Below are 21,066 nucleotides of genomic sequence, written 5' to 3' on the forward strand. Positions count from 1 at the left end.
CAGGACGCGCTACCGGGACAGGTCAATCTCCACATGGTGCTCCGCGTGATCATTCACCAGCGGTATGCAGCGGTCGGGGCACTCGGCACCGTCCACCCGCACACCGCTGCCGGGGAACGCGGTGTCGGCCACGCGCTGGAAGCACAGGTGGTAGAGGGTATCGTGAAAACGGTAGTGAACCCGGTAGGCGTCCCAGTCTGCCGGAACGCGCGGTGTCACGCGCAGGCGGTCACCGTCCCGGTCGAGCCCCAGCAGGGTCTCGATCGTCAGGCGGTACATCCAGCCCGCCGCGCCGGTGTACCAGGTCCAGCCGCCACGGCCAACGTGCGGCGCGACGCCATAGACGTCCGCACACATCACATAGGGCTCGACCCGGTAACGCGCCATCGCCGCGGGTGTGCTGCCTTTATTGACCGGGTTGAGCATGGCGAAGAGTTCCCAGGCGCGCTCGGTATCGTCCATCATCGCGAAGGCCATGCTGGTCCAGATAGCGGCATGGGTGTACTGACCACCGTTCTCGCGCACCCCGGGAATGTAGGCCTTGATGTAGCCGGGCTCCAGGTCGGACGTATCGAAGGGCGGGTCCAGGAGCTGGATGATCTGCGAATCGCGACGCACGAGATGCGTATCTACCGCCATCATCGCCTGACTGGCGCGCTGCGGATCGCCGCCCCCGGAAATGACGGCCCAGCTCTGGCTGATGGAATCGATCTGGCACTCGGCGTTATCGGAGGATCCGAGGGGCGTGCCGTCATCGAAATACGCGCGGCGATACCACTCACCATCCCAGGCCTGGGCCTCGATGTTGCTGCGCAGCAGAACCGCCTGGGCGGAGCACAGCTCTGCGAAGTCGACATCCCCCCTGGCGCGTGCCAGTGCGGCGAACAGGACAAGGTTCTCGTACAGGAACCATGCCAGCCAGACGCTTTCACCGCGGCCTTCCCTACCGACGTTGTTCATGCCGTCGTTCCAGTCGCCGCAGCCCATCAGCGGCAGCTGGTGGGCACCGAAGCGCAGACCGTGCCTGATGGCGCGTGCACAGTGCTCGTAAAGGCTCGCAGACTCGGAGGACTCCTGCGGCTGATCGTAGTAGGCCTCTTCATCGTCGTGAAGTTCGCGGCCCGACAGGAAGTGCACCGTCTCATCGAGCACCCCGGTATCGCCCGTCGCACGCACGTAACGGCAGGTGGCGTAGGGCAGCCACAGGTAATCGTCGGAAAACTGTGTGCGTACACCCTGGCCACCCGGTGGGTGCCACCAGTGCTGCACATCACCTTTGCTGAACTGTCGCCCGGCACAGCGGATCAGCTGCTCGCGCGCGAGCCAGGGGGTGGCATGCACCAGCGCCATGGTGTCCTGGAGCTGATCGCGGAAACCGTAGGCACCGCCGGACTGGTAATAACCGCTGCGACCCCAGAGTCTGCAGGAAAGCGTCTGGTAAACCAGCCAACCATTGGCGAGCACATTCAATGCGGCATCGGGCGTCTCCACGTTCACCGCCCCCAGGGTGCGATTCCAGTGCTCCCAAACCGCTTCCAGCGCCTGCCTGGCGCCCGCGCGCCCGCCAAAACGCTGGATAAAGTGCCGTGCTTCTCCCGCATCGCGTGCAGCGCCAAACACAAACACGATCTCCCGTTCCTGCCCCGGGGCCAGCTCAATGCGGGCCTGCAGGGCGGCACAGGGATCAGGGCCAGCGCCGGTTCTCCCGGACAGGCGCTTGCGGGACATCGCAGCCGGCCTCGCCAGCGAACCATTGCGGCCAATGAATTCGGTCCTGCTGCCACTCACCGATCGCTCGCGCTCACTGACATGGGCAAATACCACCCGGCCGGCAGATTCGCGCCCATAGGCGTTGCGCGCCAGCAGGGCGCCGGTGTCCGCATCCGTCTCGGTAACGATGTGCATCAGGTTCGAATGTCGCCATTCGCCCATCACCAGCTCCCAGTAGCCCGTCAGTGACAGCTTGCGCGTGCGTTTCGACTGGTTGCGCAGTTTGACCACCACCAACTTCACCGGCGCGTCCATGGCAACGTAGGTGTGCAGTTCCGAGGCAATACCGGCGCTGGTGTGCTCGAACACGCTGTAACCGAAACCGTGTCGACACACGTAGCCCGAGCGGCCGGGGGCAGGCAGCGGTGTCGGCGACCAGAATGCTGCGGTTTCCTCATCGCGCAGGTACAGCGTCTCGCCACTGCTGTCGCTGACCGGATCGTTGTGCCAGGTGCTCAGGCGGAACTCGTGTGCGTTTTCCACCCAGCTGTAGGCACTGCCGCTGTCGCTCACCACCGTACCGATATGCGGGCTGGCAATCACGTTGACCCATGGCGCTGGAGTGGTCTGACCCGGCTCAAGCATGATGACGTACTCGTGACCGTCGGGCGTGAAACCGCCGATACCGTTATCGAAAATTCGCTCGCGCGGCGACAGCGCCACAATGGGTTCCGGCACCGCCTGTCGCAGCGGCTGCAGCTGGTCCGAGCGCCGCTCCGTCGAGATACGCCGCTCCAGCTGCTCGACCAGGGGGCCCGCGGTATCACTGATGACGACACGCGCGACTGCCTGAAAGAGAACGCGGTCCTCCTCGGACAGCTCTTCCGCCCGGCGCAGGAACACTCCCCCCGGCTGATCGATCATGTGTGCTTCGGGTCCGGCGTTGATCAGCCCCATGATCAGATCCTGGAGCACCGCCCGGTAACCGGAGAAATCCTCGTTGAGAATCACAAGATCCGATGCCAGACCCTTCATGCGCCAGTAGGCATGTGCCTGCAGCGCCTGACGGACCCGATCAAGACGGCTGATATCGCCGATGTGGATCAGAACCATCGGCAGATCGCCCGAAATGCCGAAGCGCCAGAGCCCGGACTGCCCCAGCTGGTTGCGCGCGACAATGGCCGGCGCCGCCCGGCGCGCAGGACTGCTGTAGATCACCGAGCTGGCCAGGCGCCCGAAAGTCTGGGCATCGGCTTCGGTGGCATTGAGGTGGCGCAGGACTTCCTGGCTCTGGAACCAGGCCATCTCGAAAGCGCGTTCGACAAAATGCCGGTCACAGTATTTCTCGATCAACGCCAGCGCCGCCTCCCGCGACGCCGCGGCACCCGAGATAATCTGCAGCGTGCCTGACTCGTCGGGACCCAGGGTCAGTGTGCGGCGAATCGCCACAATGGGGTCGAGCACGGACCCCTGGGTATTTGACAGGGCCGACCGGCGCGGATCGTTCTCGAGCACCACCGGGTTGGCCACCGTGCGGCCGCGCCCGAGAAAACGCGCGCGGTCCGTCTCGTAAGACGCTTCACCCACAGCAGTGCCGGGCGCGGCCAGCAGGTGAAACATCCAGCAGGTGTCTTCATCGGCGGAGCGCGGCCGCCGCGTGCAGAGAATCGCCTGTCGATCAAACAGAATTTCCGTCTGCACGAAGAGATTGCTGAAGGCGCGGTGCGCGAGGTCCGCCTGCAGCGGCGCCAGCACCACTTCGGAATAACTGGTCACTTCAATGCGGCGACGGCTGGACGACTGGTTGGTCAGCTTGACCCGTCGAATTTCCACATCATCCTCCGGCGACACGCTGACTTCAGTGTAGGTTTCTATCGCCTGATCACAGCGCCGGTACTCGGCACGCCCCTGGACGAATATGGCCTTGTAGTCGTCGGCGGGACTCAGTGTCGGCTGATGGGTGGAAGACCAGTAGCGCCCGCTCTCGCGATCCCGCAGGTAGATGAAGGTCCCCCAGTTGTCGCTGGCGGCATCCTCGCGCCAGCGGGCGACAGCGAGGTCGCGCCAGCGACTGTAGCCACCGCCAGCCTGGGTCACCATGACATGGTAGCGACCGTTGGAGAGCAGGTGCACCTCGGGAATCCGCGTGTGCGGCGTGCTGAACACGCGCATGATCGAACCGGCGTCGACACCCGGCGGGCGCGCCGCCGCCGTCACTTCCGCCGCATGCGGATGCAGGGTGGCGCCTTTTCTGGGCACCCGCTCCTGCAGCAGTGATTCGGTGGCCCGGAGAACGGGATCGGACAGGAAACGGCGCTGCATGGGCTGATCCAGGAGCACGTGCGCAAGCGCGAGCAGGCTCATGCCCTGGTGGTGCGCCATGAAGGCACGCACGATAGCGTGGGGCTTGCCGGGCGGCAGGCGCGACGGGGTGTAGTCAATGGCCTCGTAAAAGCCGTAAGTACCCAGGAACCCCTCGCCAGCCAGGACCTGCAGGTTGCGGCAGGCCTCCCGCGGCATTACCGTCAGCGCCAGCGCGCTGGCGTAGGGTGCGATCACCAGGTCATCGCCGAGGCCGCGCTTGAACCCGAGACCGGGAACGCCGAACGCCCGGTACTGGTAGACCTGATTGATGTCAGTGGCGTTATAGCAGGACTCCGAAATTCCCCAGGGCACCGCGCGCTGACGGCCATATTCAATCTGGCGTGCCACCGCCGCTCTGCAGGTCTGGTCGAGCAGTGTGGATGGATAGCCCGGCATGATCAGCTGCGGCATCAGGTACTCGAACATCGAGCCGCTCCAGGAAATCAGGCTGACAACCCCTTCATGCCGTGTCAGCAGACGACCCAGCGAGAACCAGTGCTTCTGTGGCACCTGGCCCTGGGCAATCAGCAGAAAACTGGCCAGTCGTGCCTCGGATGCCAGCAGGTCGTAGCAGCCCGGATCGAGACGCCGCTCGTCGACGTCGAAACCGATGGCCAGCAGCCCGCGTGCGCTGACGTAGAGAAAGGAAAAATCCATGACCGCCAGCTCACGACAGCGTTGGGTAAGCTCATCGATGTACTGAAGCTGCTGCAGGGCGAGTGTGTCGCCCACACCGACGCGGGCCAGCTCACCAAGGCATGGAATGCCGTCCCACTCACGGGAGTCGGGCAACAGCTGCGCAAATTCCTCCGCCAGGGTGGAGGCCTGGCGCGCAAAGGCCCGCGCCCAGTAGATCCTTTCGGCATTGTCATGGTTATCATCATCGACCTCCTCCGCCTGCTGCAGCTCAACCAGCTGTGACGCCAGCGACGGGAGCTGATCCAGTGTCTCAACGGCAGCGGCTATGGTCAGCGCAGCCGGGTCGTGGATGAGCGGCTGCAGCAGGTTCTCCAGCCGCCTGATGTGGTCGATCAAACCGGGGGCGGGAGAGAGGGGAAGATGCGCGCTCAGTATCTGCAGCGTATCCACCAGGCCCTGGAAGGCAGTTGCTGACAGTATTGGCTGGTGCTTCAGTTCATCCAGGCCTGCCTGCAGCGTCAGCAGCGAACCGCAGAGATTGCCGCTGTCCACCGAGGATATATAGCGCGGCGCAAGGGGCTGTAGAGTGCGCGTGTCGTACCAGTTGTAGAAGTGACCGCGAAAGCGCTCCAGCCGGGCCATGGTGACCAGGGTATTACCGACTCGCTGCAGGCATTGTCCGGTGCTGATGTAGCCGAAGTCGAGGGCCGCCAGATCGGCCAGCAGCGACATGCCCATGTTGGTCGGTGATGTGCGCGAGGCGATGGCGGCTGCCGGAGACTCCTGAAAGTTGTCCGGTGGCAGGTAGTTGTCATCCGCGACCACGAAGTCCTCGAAGTAGCGCCAGGTGCGCCGCGCCGACAGCCGCAGAAATGCCTGCTGCCCGGCGCTAAGGTGCGGCGCCTGGTCCGACAGCGGCTGGCTGATCCACCAGCCGAGTAGCGGTGACAGCCACCACAGCAGCAGCACAGGCGCGGCATACAGCCAGACTGCGGAAGGGGATGCCGCCAGCAGCGCAACCGTCAGCACAATCGCGAATACGGGACCTGCCCACATTTCCCGGTAAAATTCGGCCAGGGTGGCACAGGCGTTGCGGCGCGCGTACTCGGGCAGCTGCCACTGCATCAGGCCGCGCCGCGTAAACAGCATTCCCCACGCCGAGCGCAGAACAGCGCCGAGACAGATGCGCGTGTCGTAGGGCAGGAACACCAGGGCCAGCAGAGCGAGAGCCAGCGGACGACCCGCGGATCTGACGGTCTCGCTCAGGTGCACCAGCCACTCGCGCTCCCGCGGCTTGCGCACCAGCTCAATCAGGGCGGACACCAGGGTGGGAGCAAACAATACGGTGAGCACCACCATCGTCAGTTGCCATGCGGACCCGGCTATCCACAACCAGCCCGCCAGCAGCAGAGCCAACAGCGCAGGCGCCACCAGACTGCGCCGGAGATTGTCGAGGAGTTTCCAGCGGGTCAGCGCCGCCAGGGGATTCGGCGAACGCCCCGCCGCGGCGCCTTTTCCCCCGGGAGGCGCCGGTACCTGCGGCAGCAACCAGCCAGCCAGCTGCCAGTCCCCGCGCACCCAGCGGTGACGTCGACTGCCCTCGCTGGTAATGCTGACGGGATGCTCTTCGATCAATTCGACATCGCTGACCAGTGCCGATCGCGCGTACCCGCTTTCGAGCAAATCATGGCTGAGAACGAGATTCTGCGGGAAGCGGCCCGCAACGGCGAGGCGAAAGGTATCAACATCGTAGATGCCCTTGCCCACGAAAGACCCCTCCGCGAACAGATCCTGGTAGACGTCCGACACTTCCCGGGTGTAGGGGTCCAGACCCGATTCACCGGCAAACAGCTGTGCAAAGCGCGAGCGGGCGGCGCTGGTCAGGCTGATTGACGCGCGGGGCTGCAGGATCGCATAGCCCTCGACCACGCGACCTTCGGCGGCACTGAAAACCGGCCGATTGAGGGGATGTGCCAGGTTACCCACGAGATGGTGGGCGGCATCCCTGGGGAGCTGCGTGTCCGTATCGAGGGTAATGACGTAGCGGATGGATGGAAAGACGGCCGTATCACCGACAATGTCCGAGAAAGCGCTCAGGGCATCACCGCGCAGTCGGGCATTGAAATCCTCAAGTTTGCCGCGCTTGCGCTCGTAGCCCATCCACACCTGCTCCACCGGATTCCATGACCGCGGACGGTGCAGCAGATAGAAAATGCACGGGCGATCGTCGCGATAGGTCTCGTTCAGCGTCTCGACTGCAGCCCGGGCGCGCTCCACCAGTGCAGCGTCGCCGGGCAGGGTCTGCGCCTGCGCATCGCAAAAATCGGTGAGCAGGGCAAAGAACAGATTGCGGTCGCGATTGCCCAGGTAGCGAATCTCCATCGCCTCCAGCAGATCGTCAACATTCTGCAGGTCCGTGAGCAGGGTGGGGACGACAACCATGGTGCGATGGGCGTCGGGAATTCCCTCGGAGAAATCCATTCTCGGTACAGCCCGAGGCGGCAGCGTTATCGTGACCAGCAGGTTGACCAGCGGGATGACCAGTGCGGAGACCGCAATGGCGAGTGGCGGTGCGACAAGCCACAGGCGCCAGTCAGTCCACCCCGGGGCAGCGGCGGACATGAGGATCACTGGCACCAGCACGGTAAGCAGCAGGATAGGGCCGAGATACAGCGTCAGGCCCAGCCCCTGGCCACTCGCCGCGAGCCAGGAGCGCAGCGTGGTTCGATAGCCGACCGTGTCCTCCAGGAGATGCCGCCCCCGGTCGCAGAGGTAATAGGCAACATGCGCACTGCGGTGGTCCCTCCCCCGCCGGACCGCGGATTCCCGCGCCTTCTGTATGGCCTTGCGCGCTACCGCAACTTCATCGCACCCGCTGCGGCGCGCCAGATCCTCGACCGCATGCCGGCAGCGGTCGCGGGTAGCGAAGTCCTGACCGCGGTAACTCCGGCCCGGATCCTCGGCCAGCGTCTGTTCGACCACGCTGAGTGATTCCACCGCCTCGGACCAGTCCATGGCATCGATGAAGCGCAGGCTACTGATGCTGTTGGCGATGGAGATCTGGTTTGTCGCGGCCATGCGGCTGGCAGCCTCGGACAGCTCATTCGCCGTTACCCCCTGATCGAGCAGCTTGTGCTCCACCCAGGTCTGTACAAATGCCATGGCGGAGCCCTGGGCCTGAAGCCTGGCGTAGAATTCCTCCACAAACGGGGCGGTCAGCAGCACATCCGCATCCGCGAACTCGGCCAGCAGCTGGATCAGCTGCCGGGGTTCGTTCTCCGCCGCCGCAAGCATGCGGTCGGCCCAGGCGATGGCGGCATCGCGCTGCTCCCGTCGCTGCGCGATGCGCACGCTCACCCGGCCAAGATTTTCCAGCAATGCGAGCTGCAGCATGATCGGGAAGGCCCACAATTCGCCCAGTGTCAGCGCGCTCACCCGCTGGTAGGCGGCAAGGAGCCGGGTGACGTTTTCGCGGTCGACGCGCCCATCCATGTGTGAAATCAGCTCCAGCGCCAGATCGTAGATGCGCGGGAAACCGGCCGAAGGCCCATCGGCCAGGCGCGGCAGCTGCCTGCTGTAGCCACGCGGCAGATGGCGGCGAGCGAGGGTGACCTGTCGCTCGATCAGGTAATAGTTGTCGAGCAGCCATTCCTCGGCGGGGACCAGCTGCTGTCCCTCGGGACTGACGACGGTGACCACGTCGAGTGCCTGCTTCAGGGAACGGGCATTCTGCGCCAGTCGCGGCAGCAGGCTGTCGGGCCCGGGCTGCGGGTCCAGACGATGCTCACCGGCGAGGGTGGCGGCGTGTCGCTCCAACTGCTCGATGCTGAGCAGCTCCGAGCGCAGCAGTCCGGTATCCTGCTCCTGCCGCGGCGTTTTTCGAGGACGTGCCGCCTTTGCGAGTGCTGAGGTAACGATAGGATGGCTCCGTGGTCACTGCGATGGGATCAGCGATACCGACAGCGCAGGAAAGCCGCGCCCGACACGAGACGCTAGCGGCAGCAAGGGAGACTGTCTGTGCGCTGGAGTACAGACGCTATGCAAACTGCTGCAGGCGACCCAGACCCTCGTGGTGGGAGAGCAGGGCCAGGGTTTCGGCCGGCTCCAGCCAGTGACAAAGCTCATCCAGGCTGCCCGCATGTTCGGCTTTCCAGGCCGCAGTCACAGCAGCCGCATCGAAATCGTCCAGCGCCGCTTTCGCAGCGGCTGGCGGCGGTTTCAACTGAGCCTGATGCCAGGCAAGCAGGGCGGGATCAGCGGCGAGACGCCGCAGCGCGGAGCCGGCCTTAGCGGTCGGCAGACGCTCGAGCTCCGCCCGCATGCGCGCCAGCACGGGTGCGGGCCGCTTCTCTTCCGGCGCTCGCAGCAGTCCGACCCGCGCAAATGCCCGTCCGCGTCTGCTGCCACCGCTTATCCAGCTGAGCGGCGCGGCCAGCACCAGGCCGAGGGTAATGGGCAGCAACCAGTAGAACAGGGGTTGACTGATTTCCCAGGCGATGACCGCCAGTACCGAACCGAACAGCATGTGCCCGCGATGGGCGCGAAAGGCCGTGCCCCAGTCCAGCGCGCCATCGTCGCGCCGCTGGGGATTCCAGCCGCCATCATGGCCCAGGAACACAGCCCAGATCACATGGAACTGGGCCACCATCAGGATCGGCGCATACAGTGCAGACAGCAGGGTCTCGAACAGGGTGCTCAGGGTCAGGAGTATGGGTCCACCAAAGCGCAGGCAGAGCGGGATATTCACCATGGCCGCAAGCCAGCCAAAAGCCTTCGGCGCCAGCACCACCGCCATGGACACCAGAAACAGCGTCAACGCCCGTTCGGCGTCGAATACCGGCCAGGTCGGGAACAGCGAGGGCTCGGCAAAATACTCCGGCCGCACCAGGCTGGCCTGCACCGCGATGGTCAGACCGACCACCACCAGCAGCAGCCAGAACGCGGCACTGACATAGGCCATGATGCCGGTCAGCAGGTGCAGCCGGGTTGGCAGCGTGAGGCCGCGTGCGAACAGGACACGGCTGTGCTGCAGATTGCCCTGACACCAGCGCCGGTCGCGTATCAGGACATCCAGCAGTGACGGGGGTGCCTCTTCCCAGCTCTGTTCGATGTCCACATCAAAGCGCACCCCCCAGCCGGCGCGGCGCAGCAGCGCCGCCTCGATAAAGTCATGACTCAGCACGGCGCCGCCGAAGGGGGGCCGACCGCGCAGCAGTGGCAGCGAGCAGGATTCAGCGAAGGCGCGGGTGCGCACAATGGCGTTGTGTCCCCAGAAGTTGGACGACAGTCCGTGCCAGGCGGCGAGGCCGCGCGCATAGATCGGGCCGTAGCACTGGTTGGCGAACTGCTGCGCCCGCCCGTACAGGCTGGTGGCGCGGACAATACGCGGCAGGGACTGTATCAGTCCGACACCGGGCGCCGCCGCCATTCGGCGGGTCAGCGTGATCAGGGTATCCGCGCTGATGATGCTGTCGGCGTCCAGGATGATCATCGCTTCGTAGTCGCCGCCCCAGCGCCGGACCCAGTCGGCAATATTGCCAGCCTTGCGCTCGCGGTTGTCTGCCCGGCGCCGGTAATAAACCGGGCAGCTGGCATCGGCATCAAGAATGACCCTGCGAAAAACCGCCTCTTCCTCAATCCAGGCCTCCGCCTGGTTACTGTCGCTGAGGATAAAGAAGGCAAACCGGCCGGGCTCACGCGTCACGAGTTCCCCGCACATCGCCAGAATGGCCGCGGCGATGCTACGCGGCGACTCGTTATACACCGGGAGCAGGATCGCGGTCTTAAACGGAATGTCACCGCTGTGCCCGGGGATAGCAACCAGGCGCGGCAGCAGACTCAGCGCCAGTCCCAGCGTCGCCTGGGCAAAGGCAAAGGAGATCCAGGTAAAGTTGATGCTGAAAAGAACCAGGAAAATCCACTGCAGTACGGTGACTGTGGTGGTGCTGAGAACCCCGTACATCTCAATGCTGCCGTAAACCGCCAGCGCAAGCGTCATCGCAAGGATATACAGCCGTGCGAACAGGGTTTTCAGTCGGGCAGCTAACGACGCGCGCGCACGCAGCGTCCGGCGCGGTTCATGCAGCTGTCGCCGCGGCATCGCCAGCGGGCTCTCCGGGGGGACTGCCAGCAGCGAAGGCTGCGCCGGCGCTATGGCCGGATCATTACTCATTCAGCCTGCGGTAGAGCCAGGTTTCCGCAACGGGTTCATCGTCGCGCTTGAGCTCCACACGCAACTCCGCAACGGGCGCCTCGTTCTCGCCCAGCGTGAGGAAGACGCGGGCACCGCCGATGTCAGGATTGGGCTGGATGCGCGACTCCAGTATGCGGCCCGGGTTCATGCTGGCGTTGACCGTGATCCCGTCCAGGCTCTCGGCCTCCAGGTTACTGTAATCAATGACAATCTCCTGCCTGTCGCTGAACAGCTTCTGACCGCCGGCGCTGCGGACAACCTGAACGGCCTCCGTGGTGTAGGGCACCCGGTCGGGCCAGCTTAGCCGATAGGCATAGCTGAATCGCTCGCCCCGCCTGAGGCCTGCCTCAGGGCGCCAGTAAGCGACAATATTGTCATTGGTCTCGGCGTCCGTGGGAATCTCCACCAGCTGCACATGCCCCTTCCCCCAGTCACCCATGGGCTGCACCCATGCCGACGGCCGCCTCTCGTAACGGGCCTCCAGATCCTGGTAGCCGGCAAGCTCCCGCTGGCGCTGGATCAGGCCAAAACCCTTCGGATTGTTGTCGACGAAGGCGCTGATCTGCAGGGTTCGCGGATTGGCCAGCGGCCGCCAGAGTCGCTCACCGTTGCCGCGTCGGATGGCGAGCCCCTCGGAATCGTGCACCGCGGGACGGTAGTCACTGCGATCGGCGTGATCCAGCGGCCCGTGCAGGAACATGGATGTAAGTGGCGCCAGCCCCACGTGCGCAATGTCCTCGCGGGGAAACAGCGTCACCTCGACGTCCATGCGCAGCGGCGCACCGGGATAAATGCCAAACCGGTAGGCGCCGGTCACGCGTTTGCTGTCCAGCAGCGCGTGCACCACCATGGACTCCTGGCGGCTCGAGGGCCGCTCCACCCAGAAGTGGCGGAAGATGGGATGCTCCTCGCCCTTCGGCCCCGCAACATCAATGGCCAGGCCTCGCGCGGACAGGCCGTAGAGCTGGCCTTTTGAGACGCCGCGGAAGTAGCTGGCCCCCTGGAACACGAGGAATTCATCTGCGTAGGTATCGCTGTTGAGAGGATAGTGCAGTCGCATCCCGGCGTATTTGCCGATATCTGCCAGCACGCTCGCCAGCTCGGGCGCTGGCACGCGAAATGAATCCTTCGAAACGATGAGCGGGAAACTCCTGCCGTTTTCCACAATATCGATGTCTACAAGGTCCCGATACAGGAAGCCCGGCGCGAACAGCTGTATCGAAAAACGTGTCGGCGTGCGGCCCCAGACAGCCGCGTCCTGCTGGTAGTTGATTTTGCGGTACTCGGAGTAGTCCAGCTCGGACAGGGATTCCGGCGCCTGCGCCGGCGGCGTGAAGGGCTTCTCCGACAGCTGCCTGGCCCGCTCAATCACGGTTTGTCGGGAAAACGTCTCGCCCTCACCCGCCGCCGGCTGCGCCCTCACAACGACAATGGTGCACACCCAGAAACATAGCGTCGCGAGCAGCAACCGCTGGTGCCAGGAAAGCGATAGAGCGGCGCTACCTGCGCGCGCGACGGTTGCGGCAAACATGACTGTGCCCCACTTGAGAATTAGTGACGATAACACCCCAGTATGACGATTTAACAATAATGGCCAGAAAGTCTATGTACGGCAAGTCACACAGGCCGTATTTGCCGCGTTGGCGATCAGCTGAAGCCGTACACCAGCGCAGCGATGCCGGCCAGGGTGAAGACAAATGCGATCAGAGCCAGCAGGCCGTCGCGTGCAATGTGGGCGAGACCGAACAGGCTCAGCGCCAGCCCGGCGATATTGGCGCTAAAAGGAATGAGTTCCATGGGCGGCAAGACCAGCGCGATGATCAGACAGGCAGTGGCCGTGGCATAACGCGCCGACCCGGCAATGAAGAACGGCAGTCGCGGTTTGAGAAGCCGGTCGACAAACCGGGCCGCACGCCGGGACCTTCCCACCGCCTTCTGCAGCGTCTGCGCCTTGAGCGAGCGACCGCGCAGCCAGCGCGGCAGCCAGAAATAGCGCCGGTTGGCGAGCAGCTGCGCGGAAATCAGAAAAACGAACACTGCCATGACCGTAGGGACCGCAGGAATGTCGCCGATGATCGGCGCCAGGACCACGAACCCCGCCAGCAGCAGCAAGGCCCCGAAGGAGCGCTCGCCGATAGCGCTCATGATGGCCTCAACGCTCACCGGATCCTGCTCCCGGGATGCGCGAAGAATGCGCTCCAGCACGTCATCCAGACTCGCAACTGTCGTGTCTTTCATGCTCAACCCATCCCAGCCAGCACGACGAAGCCGCCCACATAGACGATGAGCGTCAGCACGCTTTCAAGGCCGATATTGCCCGGTCCACTGGTCTGCCGGTACAGCATGCCGAGCAACAGAATCACGTTCAGCAGAATGATCAGGGCAGTGAGAAAGATTTCCCGCATCCCCACGCCAGGGGCGCCAAAGACAGAGCCTGAGACAAACGCGAGGTCGATCGCCACGACAAATAGCATGTCGAAGGTATTGCCGCCCACGATATCCGCTACCGCCAGCGTCAGCGCGCCGCGTCTCACGGCGGCCAGCGTGGTGACCAGCTCCGGCAGGGACGTCACCACTCCGGAGAGCATGGCGCCGGCGACGCTATCCGAGATGCCGGTCGCGTCGGCAATCACGCCGGTGGAATGGGCGACAACCACCCCGGCGACCATCACCACAAGCCCCGCCAGGCTGAACTTGATGATCAGCGGCGCCAGGCGTTCCTGCCGGGCATCCCGGTCCGGCTTGTCGGGCACGGTTTCACGGGTGGACCGCGGTGACCACATGGGCTTCTCGCCCATCCGATAGACAATCACAACGCCGGCGATCAGCACGACCAGGATAAACGGCGTAACGGGGTGAATCGGCCCCAGGCTGACACTCGGCCCGGCCAGGGCGAGAAGCACCAGCGCCAGCGTGATAACCAGCAGCGCAATCTGGCCGATGTTCTGCAGCGATGCGGCGGCGTGTTCCAGGTTGGCCTTGCGATAGCTGATGTCGGCAAGGGCAAGGAACGCCGTCTGCACCGCGATGCCACCGAGGGCGTTGCTGATGGCCAGGGCCGGGCGCCCCTCCAGCGCCGCGGTAACCGATGCGGCGAGTCCGGGGAGTGACGTTATCATGCCCAGAAAAAAAGCCCCGGCGAGTGCTTCGCCAAGGCCGGTGCGGTCCGCCAGACGGTCGGCGAGGCCGGCGAGGTGGGTGCCGACCCAGGCAATCAGCACCCCGGCAGACAGAAAAGCCAGCACGGTCTGCCACAGCGGCAGGTCAGCTATGCCCATCTCTCACCGGGGCGATCAACGGTCTCAGCCGCGCGAGGCGCGCTTGCGTTCATGCTCCAGCAGCAGCTTCTTGCGCAGGCGGATGCTCAGCGGCGTAACCTCCACCAGCTCGTCCTCCTCGATGAACTCCAGCGCCTGCTCCAGGGTGTGCTGCACCGCCGGCGTCAGGGTGAGGGCCTCGTCGGTGCCGGAGGCACGCACGTTGGTGAGCTGCTTGGCCTTGGTGGGATTGACTACCAGATCGTTGCCGCGGCTGTGCAGGCCGATGATCTGGCCCTCGTAGACATCCACGTTCGGCAGCACGAACAGCCGGCCGCGATCCTGCAGGTTGAACAGGCCGTAGGCCAGAGTCTTGCCCTTGACCATGGATACCAGCACGCCGTTGACGCGGTGGCTCATGTCGCCACCCTTGACCGGGCCATAGTGATCAAAAATGTGGTTCATGGTGCCGCTGCCCGAGGTCATGGTCAGGAACTGCGAGCGGAAGCCGATCAGGCCCCGCGCCGGCACAATGAATTCAAGCCGCACGCGGCCCTTGCCGTCCGGGACCATGTTGCCGAGTTCGGCGCGGCGCTGGCCCAGCTCTTCCATGATGGAGCCCTGGTGCTGCTCCTCGACATCGATGACCAGTTGCTCGAAGGGCTCCTGCAGCACCCCGTCGATCTCGCGCTGAATCACCTCGGGGCGTGACACGCCGAGCTCGAAGCCCTCGCGGCGCATGGTCTCGATCAGCACCGACAGGTGCAGCTCACCGCGGCCGGACACCTTGAACTTGTCCGGACTGTCGCCGGGCTCGACGCGCAGGGCGACGTTGTGAATCAGCTCGCGCTGCAGTCGCTCGGCGATATTGCGCGACGTCACGTACTTGCCTTCCTTGCCGGCAAAGGGCGAATCGTTCACCTGGAAGGTCATGCTGACCGTCGGCTCGTCCACGCTCAGCGGCGGCAAGGCCTCGGGCGCGGCCGGATCGCACAGCGTGTCGGAGATGTTCAGGCCTTCTATCCCGGTAACGCAGACGATATCACCGGCTTCGGCAGCGGGTACGTCAACCCGGTCCAGGCCATGATAGCCCATGACCTGCAGGACGCGGCCATTGCGCTTCGCGCCCTCGCGGCTTAGCACCGCCACCTGGGTGTTCGGCGTGAGGCGCCCGCGGGTGATGCGGCCTACGCCGATAACGCCGACATAGCTGTTGTAGTCCAGCGCACTGATCTGCATCTGCAGGGGCCCGTCGGAATTCACCGCCGGCGCCGGCACGTGCTCGATAATTGCCTCGAACAGCGGCTTCATGTCCTCTGCCATGTCCGCGTGGTCCAGTCCCGAAATACCCTCGATGGCGGCCGCGAAGATCACCGGGAAGTCCATCTGCTCCTCGGTGGCGCCCAGCGCGTCGAACAGATCGAACACCTGGTCCACCACCCAGTCGGGGCGGGCTCCGGGGCGATCGACCTTGTTCACCACCACGATGGGCCGCAGGCCCTGCTCGAAGGCCTTTGACGTGACAAAGCGGGTCTGCGGCATCGGGCCGTCAACGGCGTCGACCAGCAGCAGCACCGAATCCACCATCGACATGACGCGCTCCACCTCGCCACCGAAGTCGGCGTGTCCCGGGGTGTCGACAATGTTGATGCGGTAGTCGCCGTAGCGCAGCGCCGTATTCTTGGCGAGGATGGTAATGCCCCGCTCTTTTTCCTGGTCGTTGGAGTCCATGATACGCTCGGACCCGACATTGCGGCGGTCGAGCGTGCCGGACTGATGCAGCAGGCAATCTACCAGGGTTGTCTTGCCGTGATCGACGTGGGCGATGATGGCGATGTTGCGAAGATTATCTATCACGGGGGCACTCCAGGGGCCGTTCGCGGGCAAAATGGGCGCGGAGTATACCTGAAACCCGTGTCCCGCGAGGATTTTTTCTCTGCGCGGGAATGTATCGATCTGGTGCAAAACGGCACCGCGCGCGGCGCAAACGCACCATAACGGGGTATTAGTGCTATATTGTGGTGCACCCGCCGGATCAAAGACTGGCAGCCGCTGAAAAACCAGAATGCTATCATGCGCTTGCGAGAAGCACTTTTTCGGCACACTTCTTGCTGAATATTCCCACTGCCGTAGCCCGCAGGGCCGGCCACATACCATGACGGAGGATCGATGATGTCCGAGAAGACTCTGGACCTGATAAAGGAACACGAAATCAGCTGGGTGGACCTGCGCTTCACCGACAGTCGCGGCAAGGAACAGCACGTCACGATTCCCGCCAGCGAGGTTGACGAGGACTTCTTTGACGAAGGCAAGATGTTCGATGGCTCTTCCATCAATGGCTGGAAGGGCATCAACGAGTCCGACATGATCCTGATGCCGGACGACAACACCTGCGTGGTCGATCCGTTTACCGATGACCCCACCATCATTCTTCGCTGCGACATTGTCGAGCCCACCACCCTGCAGGGCTACGACCGCGACCCGCGCTCCGTTGCACGTCGTGCCGAGGAGTACCTTGTGTCCACCGGCATTGGCGATACCGCCTTCTTTGGTCCGGAGCCCGAATTCTTCGTATTCGATGACGTAAAATGGCACTCGGACATGAGCGGCTCCATGTACAAGATTCACTCCGAGGAAGCGGCGTGGACCTCCAACCACACCTTCGACGAAGGCAACATCGGCCACCGCCCGCGGGTCAAGGGTGGCTATTTCCCGGTACCGCCGGTGGATTCGCTGCACGATATCCGCGCGGCAATGTGCGGCGCCATGTCGGAAATGGGTCTCCCCATCGAAGTCCACCACCATGAGGTGGGCACCGCCGGACAGTGTGAGATCGGCGTCAAGTTCAACACGCTGATCAAGAAGGCGGACGAAGTCCAGATTCTCAAGTACTGCGTGCACAACGTGGCCCACGCCTACGGCAAGACAGCCACCTTCATGCCCAAACCGCTGGTCGGCGACAACGGCTCAGGCATGCACGTGCACCAGTCCATTTCCAAGGACGGCGAGAACATCTTTGCCGGCGACGGCTACGCCGGCCTTTCAGAGACCGCGCTTTACTACATCGGCGGCGTGATAAAGCACGCCCGTGCCCTGAACGCCTTCACCAATGCGTCAACCAACTCCTACAAGCGCCTGGTACCCGGATTCGAGGCGCCGGTCATGCTCGCCTATTCCGCGCGCAACCGCTCCGCGTCCATCCGCATCCCCTACGAGCCCAGCCCTAAGGGCAAGCGTGTGGAAGTGCGCTTCCCGGATCCGACCGCCAACCCCTACCTCGCCTTTGCCGCGCTGCTGATGGCCGGCCTCGACGGCATCCAGAACAAGATTCACCCCGGAGACGCCGCCGACAAGGATCTGTACGATCTGCCGCCGGAGGAAGGCAAGGCCATCCCCACGGTCGCCTCAAGCCTCGACATGGCGCTGGCGGCACTGGACTCGGACCGGGAATTCCTGACCCGGGGTGGCGTCTTCACGGACGACATGATCGATGCCTACATCGAGTTGAAAGAAGAGGAGGTGGAGCGTCTGCGCATGACGACCCATCCGGTGGAGTTCGACCTGTATTACTCGGTATAGCGCTCCGTATGACCCAAAAAGCCCGCCGACCAGCGGGCTTTTTTTTTGCGCGAGCGTTTTTTGCGCTAGTGTTGTACGTAAGACCCGACATTGTGAGATGCGCCATGACTAGCCGACTGCTCCGCCACATCGCATCGACCGCCCTGCTGTTGCTGGCGGCATCGGCCTTCGCCGGCGCAACGGATATCTACAGGCATGTCGATGCCGAGGGTAACGTCACGTTCAGCGATCAGCCGCCGGCACCGGGGGAGAATGCCGAAAAGGTCCATCTGCGCGAGCTGAATACCACCCCGGCCATCGAACCGTCTGCAGCGCCGGACAGAGAGCCCGCGACGGAACAACAAGAGCAGGCAGAGCTCGACATCCGCATCGCATCACCCGACGACGAAACCACCATTGCCATGGGCCCCGGCGACGTCACAGTGACCGCAAAGGCGACGCCGTCCCTCGGACGCCTTGAACAACTGCAGCTTTACCTTGATGGAGAGGCCTTTGGGGAACCCCAGGGCAGCACCACCTGGGCCCTGCAGGGTCTGATGCGCGGCCCCCACGACCTTGCGGTAGAGCGGCTTGACCGCCGCGGGAATCGCCTGGCGCGCTCAGAGAGCGTTCGCATCTACGTTCTTCGTCCCTCTGTGAACCAGCCGCAGCGACGCTAAACCCGGAGCGCCCTGTCGCAGGCTTTACCCGGGCGGCACGACGCACCATAATGGTGCGGACCTGGGTTTCAGGCCCTTGCAACGATGCTTTCGCAGGGCCGGCACAAAGGCTGGGGGAGCGCCGTGCATTGTTTTGGCGCTATTCTTGCTTCGCATTCAGCGAAACGTGACGTCTCGGGATTGTCATCGCCACCACATGGGTCACTATGCTGCAGCAGGAGCTACTGGAGAACATCAGCACAGGGATCGTCGGTCTCGACGCCGACCTGTGCGTCAGATTCCTCAATCCCGCCGCAGAGGCAATGCTGGAGATGTCCAGCGCACGTATTGCGGGGCAGAACGCAGACATGCTGATAGCGATGCCGCAGACCTGGGTAGAGACCCTGCAGCAGGCGCGGCGTGAAAAACACGCGATCGTCCGACGTGGACTGACACTGCGCCTGCACAATGGCAGCGAGACCCAGGTCGACCTGGTGGTCACCCCTCTTCAGGACGGAGGACCGCTGGCCATTCTCGCCGAACTGCAGGCCATCGACCGGCTGTTGCGCATCAGCCGCGAAGAAAGCCTGTTGAGCGCGCAGGAGGCAACACGATCCGTCATCCGCGGACTGGCGCATGAGATCAAGAACCCCCTCGGCGGCGTTCGCGGCGCAGCACAGCTTCTCGCCCGCGAGCTCCCGGCGGGGGAACTGCACGAATACACCGAAATCATCATCCGTGAAGCTGACCGGCTGCGCGACCTGGTCGACCGACTGCTGGGCCCGAATACCCGCCCCACCTTCGAGCTGCTCAATATTCACGAGATTCTCGAGCACGTTTGCCAGCTGATCCGGGTCGAGGCGGCGGGACACCTGCAGCTGGACAAGGACTACGACCCCAGCCTGCCGGATATCCAGGGCGACCGGCCCCAGCTGATCCAGGCCGTGCTGAACATCATGCGCAACGCCCTGGAAGTTCTCAGCGAACAGACCGATGCGCGCCTGCAGGTGGTGAGCCGCTCGCAGCGCCAGTTCACCATCGGCAGCAAACGCCACCGCCTTGTGTGCCGGGTCGATATCATCGATAACGGACCCGGCGTGCCGGATGCGCTCAAACCCTCTCTGTTCGTGCCAATGGTGAGCGGTCGTGCCAATGGATCCGGCCTCGGCCTGTCCATCTCGCAGTCCATCATCAACCGCCACGGCGGTCTGCTCAACTGCAACAGTGAGCCCGGAAACACACGATTCTCCATCTACCTGCCCATGGACGCGACGCATGCATAAATCCGCAACAGTCTGGGTGGTCGACGACGACCAGTCGATACGCTGGGTCCTTGAGCGGGCGCTCAGCCAGGCCGGCCTGGACAGCGAGACCTTCTCCAGCGCCGACAAGCTGCTCAGGCGCCTGCGCGACGCCCAGCCGGACGCGGTCATCAGTGATATCCGCATGCCCGGGACGGACGGCCTGGCGCTGCTGGAGAAGCTCAGCCAGAGCCACCCGAAGCTGCCGGTCATCATCACCACCGCACATTCGGACCTCGACAGCGCGGTGGCGTCCTACCAGCAGGGGGCCTTCGAATATCTGCCGAAGCCGTTCGACATTGACGAGGTTGTGGCGATTACCGAGCGGGCGCTGTCCCATGCCAGGGAACAGCTGCCTGACGGTGAAGCCCAGACCCTGGATGAGCCAGACGCGGAAATCATCGGCGAGGCGCCCGCCATGCAGGAGGTATTCCGCGCCATCGGCCGACTGGCCCACAGCAACATTACGGTGCTGATCAATGGAGAGTCGGGCACGGGCAAGGAGCTCGTCGCGCGTGCCCTGCACCGTCATAGTCCGCGGGCGGGGAATCCCTTCATTGCGCTGAACATGGCGGCCATTCCCCGGGACCTCATGGAGTCAGAGCTTTTCGGGCATGAGAAGGGCGCCTTTACCGGCGCCAATTCCCGACGCGAGGGCCGTTTCGAGCAGGCCAACACCGGCACACTGTTTCTCGACGAGATTGGCGACATGCCGGCGGAAACACAGACGCGGCTGCTGCGCGTTCTGGCAGACGGCGAGTTCTATCGTGTGGGCGGCCATACGCCGATTCGCGTCGACGTTCGCATCATCGCGGCAACACACCAGGACCTCGAGGAGCGTGTCGCCCGCGGCGACTTCCGCGAGGACCTGTTTCATCGCCTCAACGTCATCCGCATCCACATTCCTAGGCTGTCAGAGCGGCGCGAGGACATCCCGCGCCTGATGGCGTTCTTTTTCCGCAAGGCGGCGAGTGAGCTCGGCGGTGACGCCAAAGTGCTACTGCCGGAAACCGAGCGTTTCCTGACGTCCCTCGAGTGGCCGGGCAATGTGCGCCAGCTTGAGAATACCTGTCGCTGGATTACCGTCATGGCGTCAGGCCGGGAAATTCACCTTGGCGATCTGCCACCGGAGCTGGGAAAACGAAGCCCCGTGGCCGCCGCGGGCGAGCAGGGCGACTGGCGTGAACTGCTGACGGAGTGGGCGCGCAACGAGCTGATTCAGGGAAAACAGCACATCCTGCGTGGCGCCGTCCCCGCCTTCGAGCGCGCGATGATCGAGGTGGCACTGGAACACACCCAGGGCCGCAAGCGCGACGCCGCCGAACTGCTCGGCTGGGGGCGCAATACGCTGACGCGGAAAATGAAGGAGCTGGATATGTAGCCAG

The 21,066-nt window shown here is 64.0% G+C and carries 10 protein-coding genes; 4 read left to right on the forward strand and 6 right to left on the reverse strand.

Going from position 1 to position 21,066, the window contains the following annotated elements; translation table 11 throughout:
* Positions 1 to 9: 9 nt before the first annotated feature.
* From EV688_RS06940 to typA, 6 genes are all read right to left on the reverse strand, one after another.
* Positions 10 to 8,529: a glycoside hydrolase family 94 protein gene (locus EV688_RS06940; RefSeq protein WP_205686494.1), complete on the reverse strand. Its 8,520-nt coding sequence runs from the start codon at positions 8,527 to 8,529 to the stop codon at positions 10 to 12.
* Between the two features lie 220 nt (positions 8,530 to 8,749).
* Positions 8,750 to 10,885: a glucans biosynthesis glucosyltransferase MdoH gene (gene mdoH / locus EV688_RS06945; RefSeq protein WP_117315172.1), complete on the reverse strand. Its 2,136-nt coding sequence runs from the start codon at positions 10,883 to 10,885 to the stop codon at positions 8,750 to 8,752.
* Complete coding sequence (locus EV688_RS06950; RefSeq protein ID WP_117315173.1) at positions 10,878 to 12,437, reverse strand: glucan biosynthesis protein G; 1,560 nt, start codon at positions 12,435 to 12,437, stop codon at positions 10,878 to 10,880. The genes mdoH and EV688_RS06950 overlap by 8 nt, the downstream gene beginning before the upstream one ends.
* A gap of 116 nt (positions 12,438 to 12,553) precedes the next feature.
* The gene (locus EV688_RS06955) at positions 12,554 to 13,144 is read right to left on the reverse strand and encodes an exopolysaccharide biosynthesis protein (RefSeq protein ID WP_117315175.1); all 591 of its coding nucleotides are present in this window, start codon (positions 13,142 to 13,144) and stop codon (positions 12,554 to 12,556) included.
* Between the two features lie 2 nt (positions 13,145 to 13,146).
* Positions 13,147 to 14,184 carry a sodium:calcium antiporter gene (locus tag EV688_RS06960; protein ID WP_117315177.1) on the reverse strand — a complete coding sequence of 346 codons (1,038 nt, stop codon included), beginning with the start codon at positions 14,182 to 14,184 and terminating at the stop codon, positions 13,147 to 13,149.
* 24 nt (positions 14,185 to 14,208) lie between these two features.
* Entirely contained in the window at positions 14,209 to 16,020 is a 1,812-nt protein-coding gene (typA, locus tag EV688_RS06965; protein ID WP_117315179.1) for a translational GTPase TypA, read from the reverse strand.
* Between the two features lie 315 nt (positions 16,021 to 16,335).
* Here typA and glnA point away from each other — a divergent pair, with 315 nt between their 5' ends.
* The 4 genes from glnA (at position 16,336) to glnG (ending at position 21,062) form a co-directional block, all read left to right on the forward strand.
* Positions 16,336 to 17,742, forward strand: a complete 1,407-nt coding sequence (glnA, locus tag EV688_RS06970) for a glutamate--ammonia ligase (protein WP_117315268.1) — start codon at positions 16,336 to 16,338, stop codon at positions 17,740 to 17,742.
* Positions 17,743 to 17,846: 104 nt separating this feature from the next.
* Positions 17,847 to 18,401, forward strand: a complete 555-nt coding sequence (locus EV688_RS06975; protein WP_162883794.1) for a DUF4124 domain-containing protein — start codon at positions 17,847 to 17,849, stop codon at positions 18,399 to 18,401.
* A 206-nt stretch (positions 18,402 to 18,607) separates the two neighbouring features.
* The gene (glnL, locus tag EV688_RS06980; RefSeq protein WP_117315183.1) at positions 18,608 to 19,663 is read left to right on the forward strand and encodes a nitrogen regulation protein NR(II); all 1,056 of its coding nucleotides are present in this window, start codon (positions 18,608 to 18,610) and stop codon (positions 19,661 to 19,663) included.
* Entirely contained in the window at positions 19,656 to 21,062 is a 1,407-nt protein-coding gene (gene glnG, locus EV688_RS06985; RefSeq protein ID WP_117315184.1) for a nitrogen regulation protein NR(I), read from the forward strand. The genes glnL and glnG overlap by 8 nt, the downstream gene beginning before the upstream one ends.
* Positions 21,063 to 21,066: the final 4 nt, after the last annotated feature.

This window comes from Chromatocurvus halotolerans, from assembly GCF_004340525.1.
Lineage (GTDB): Bacteria > Pseudomonadota > Gammaproteobacteria > Pseudomonadales > Halieaceae > Chromatocurvus > Chromatocurvus halotolerans.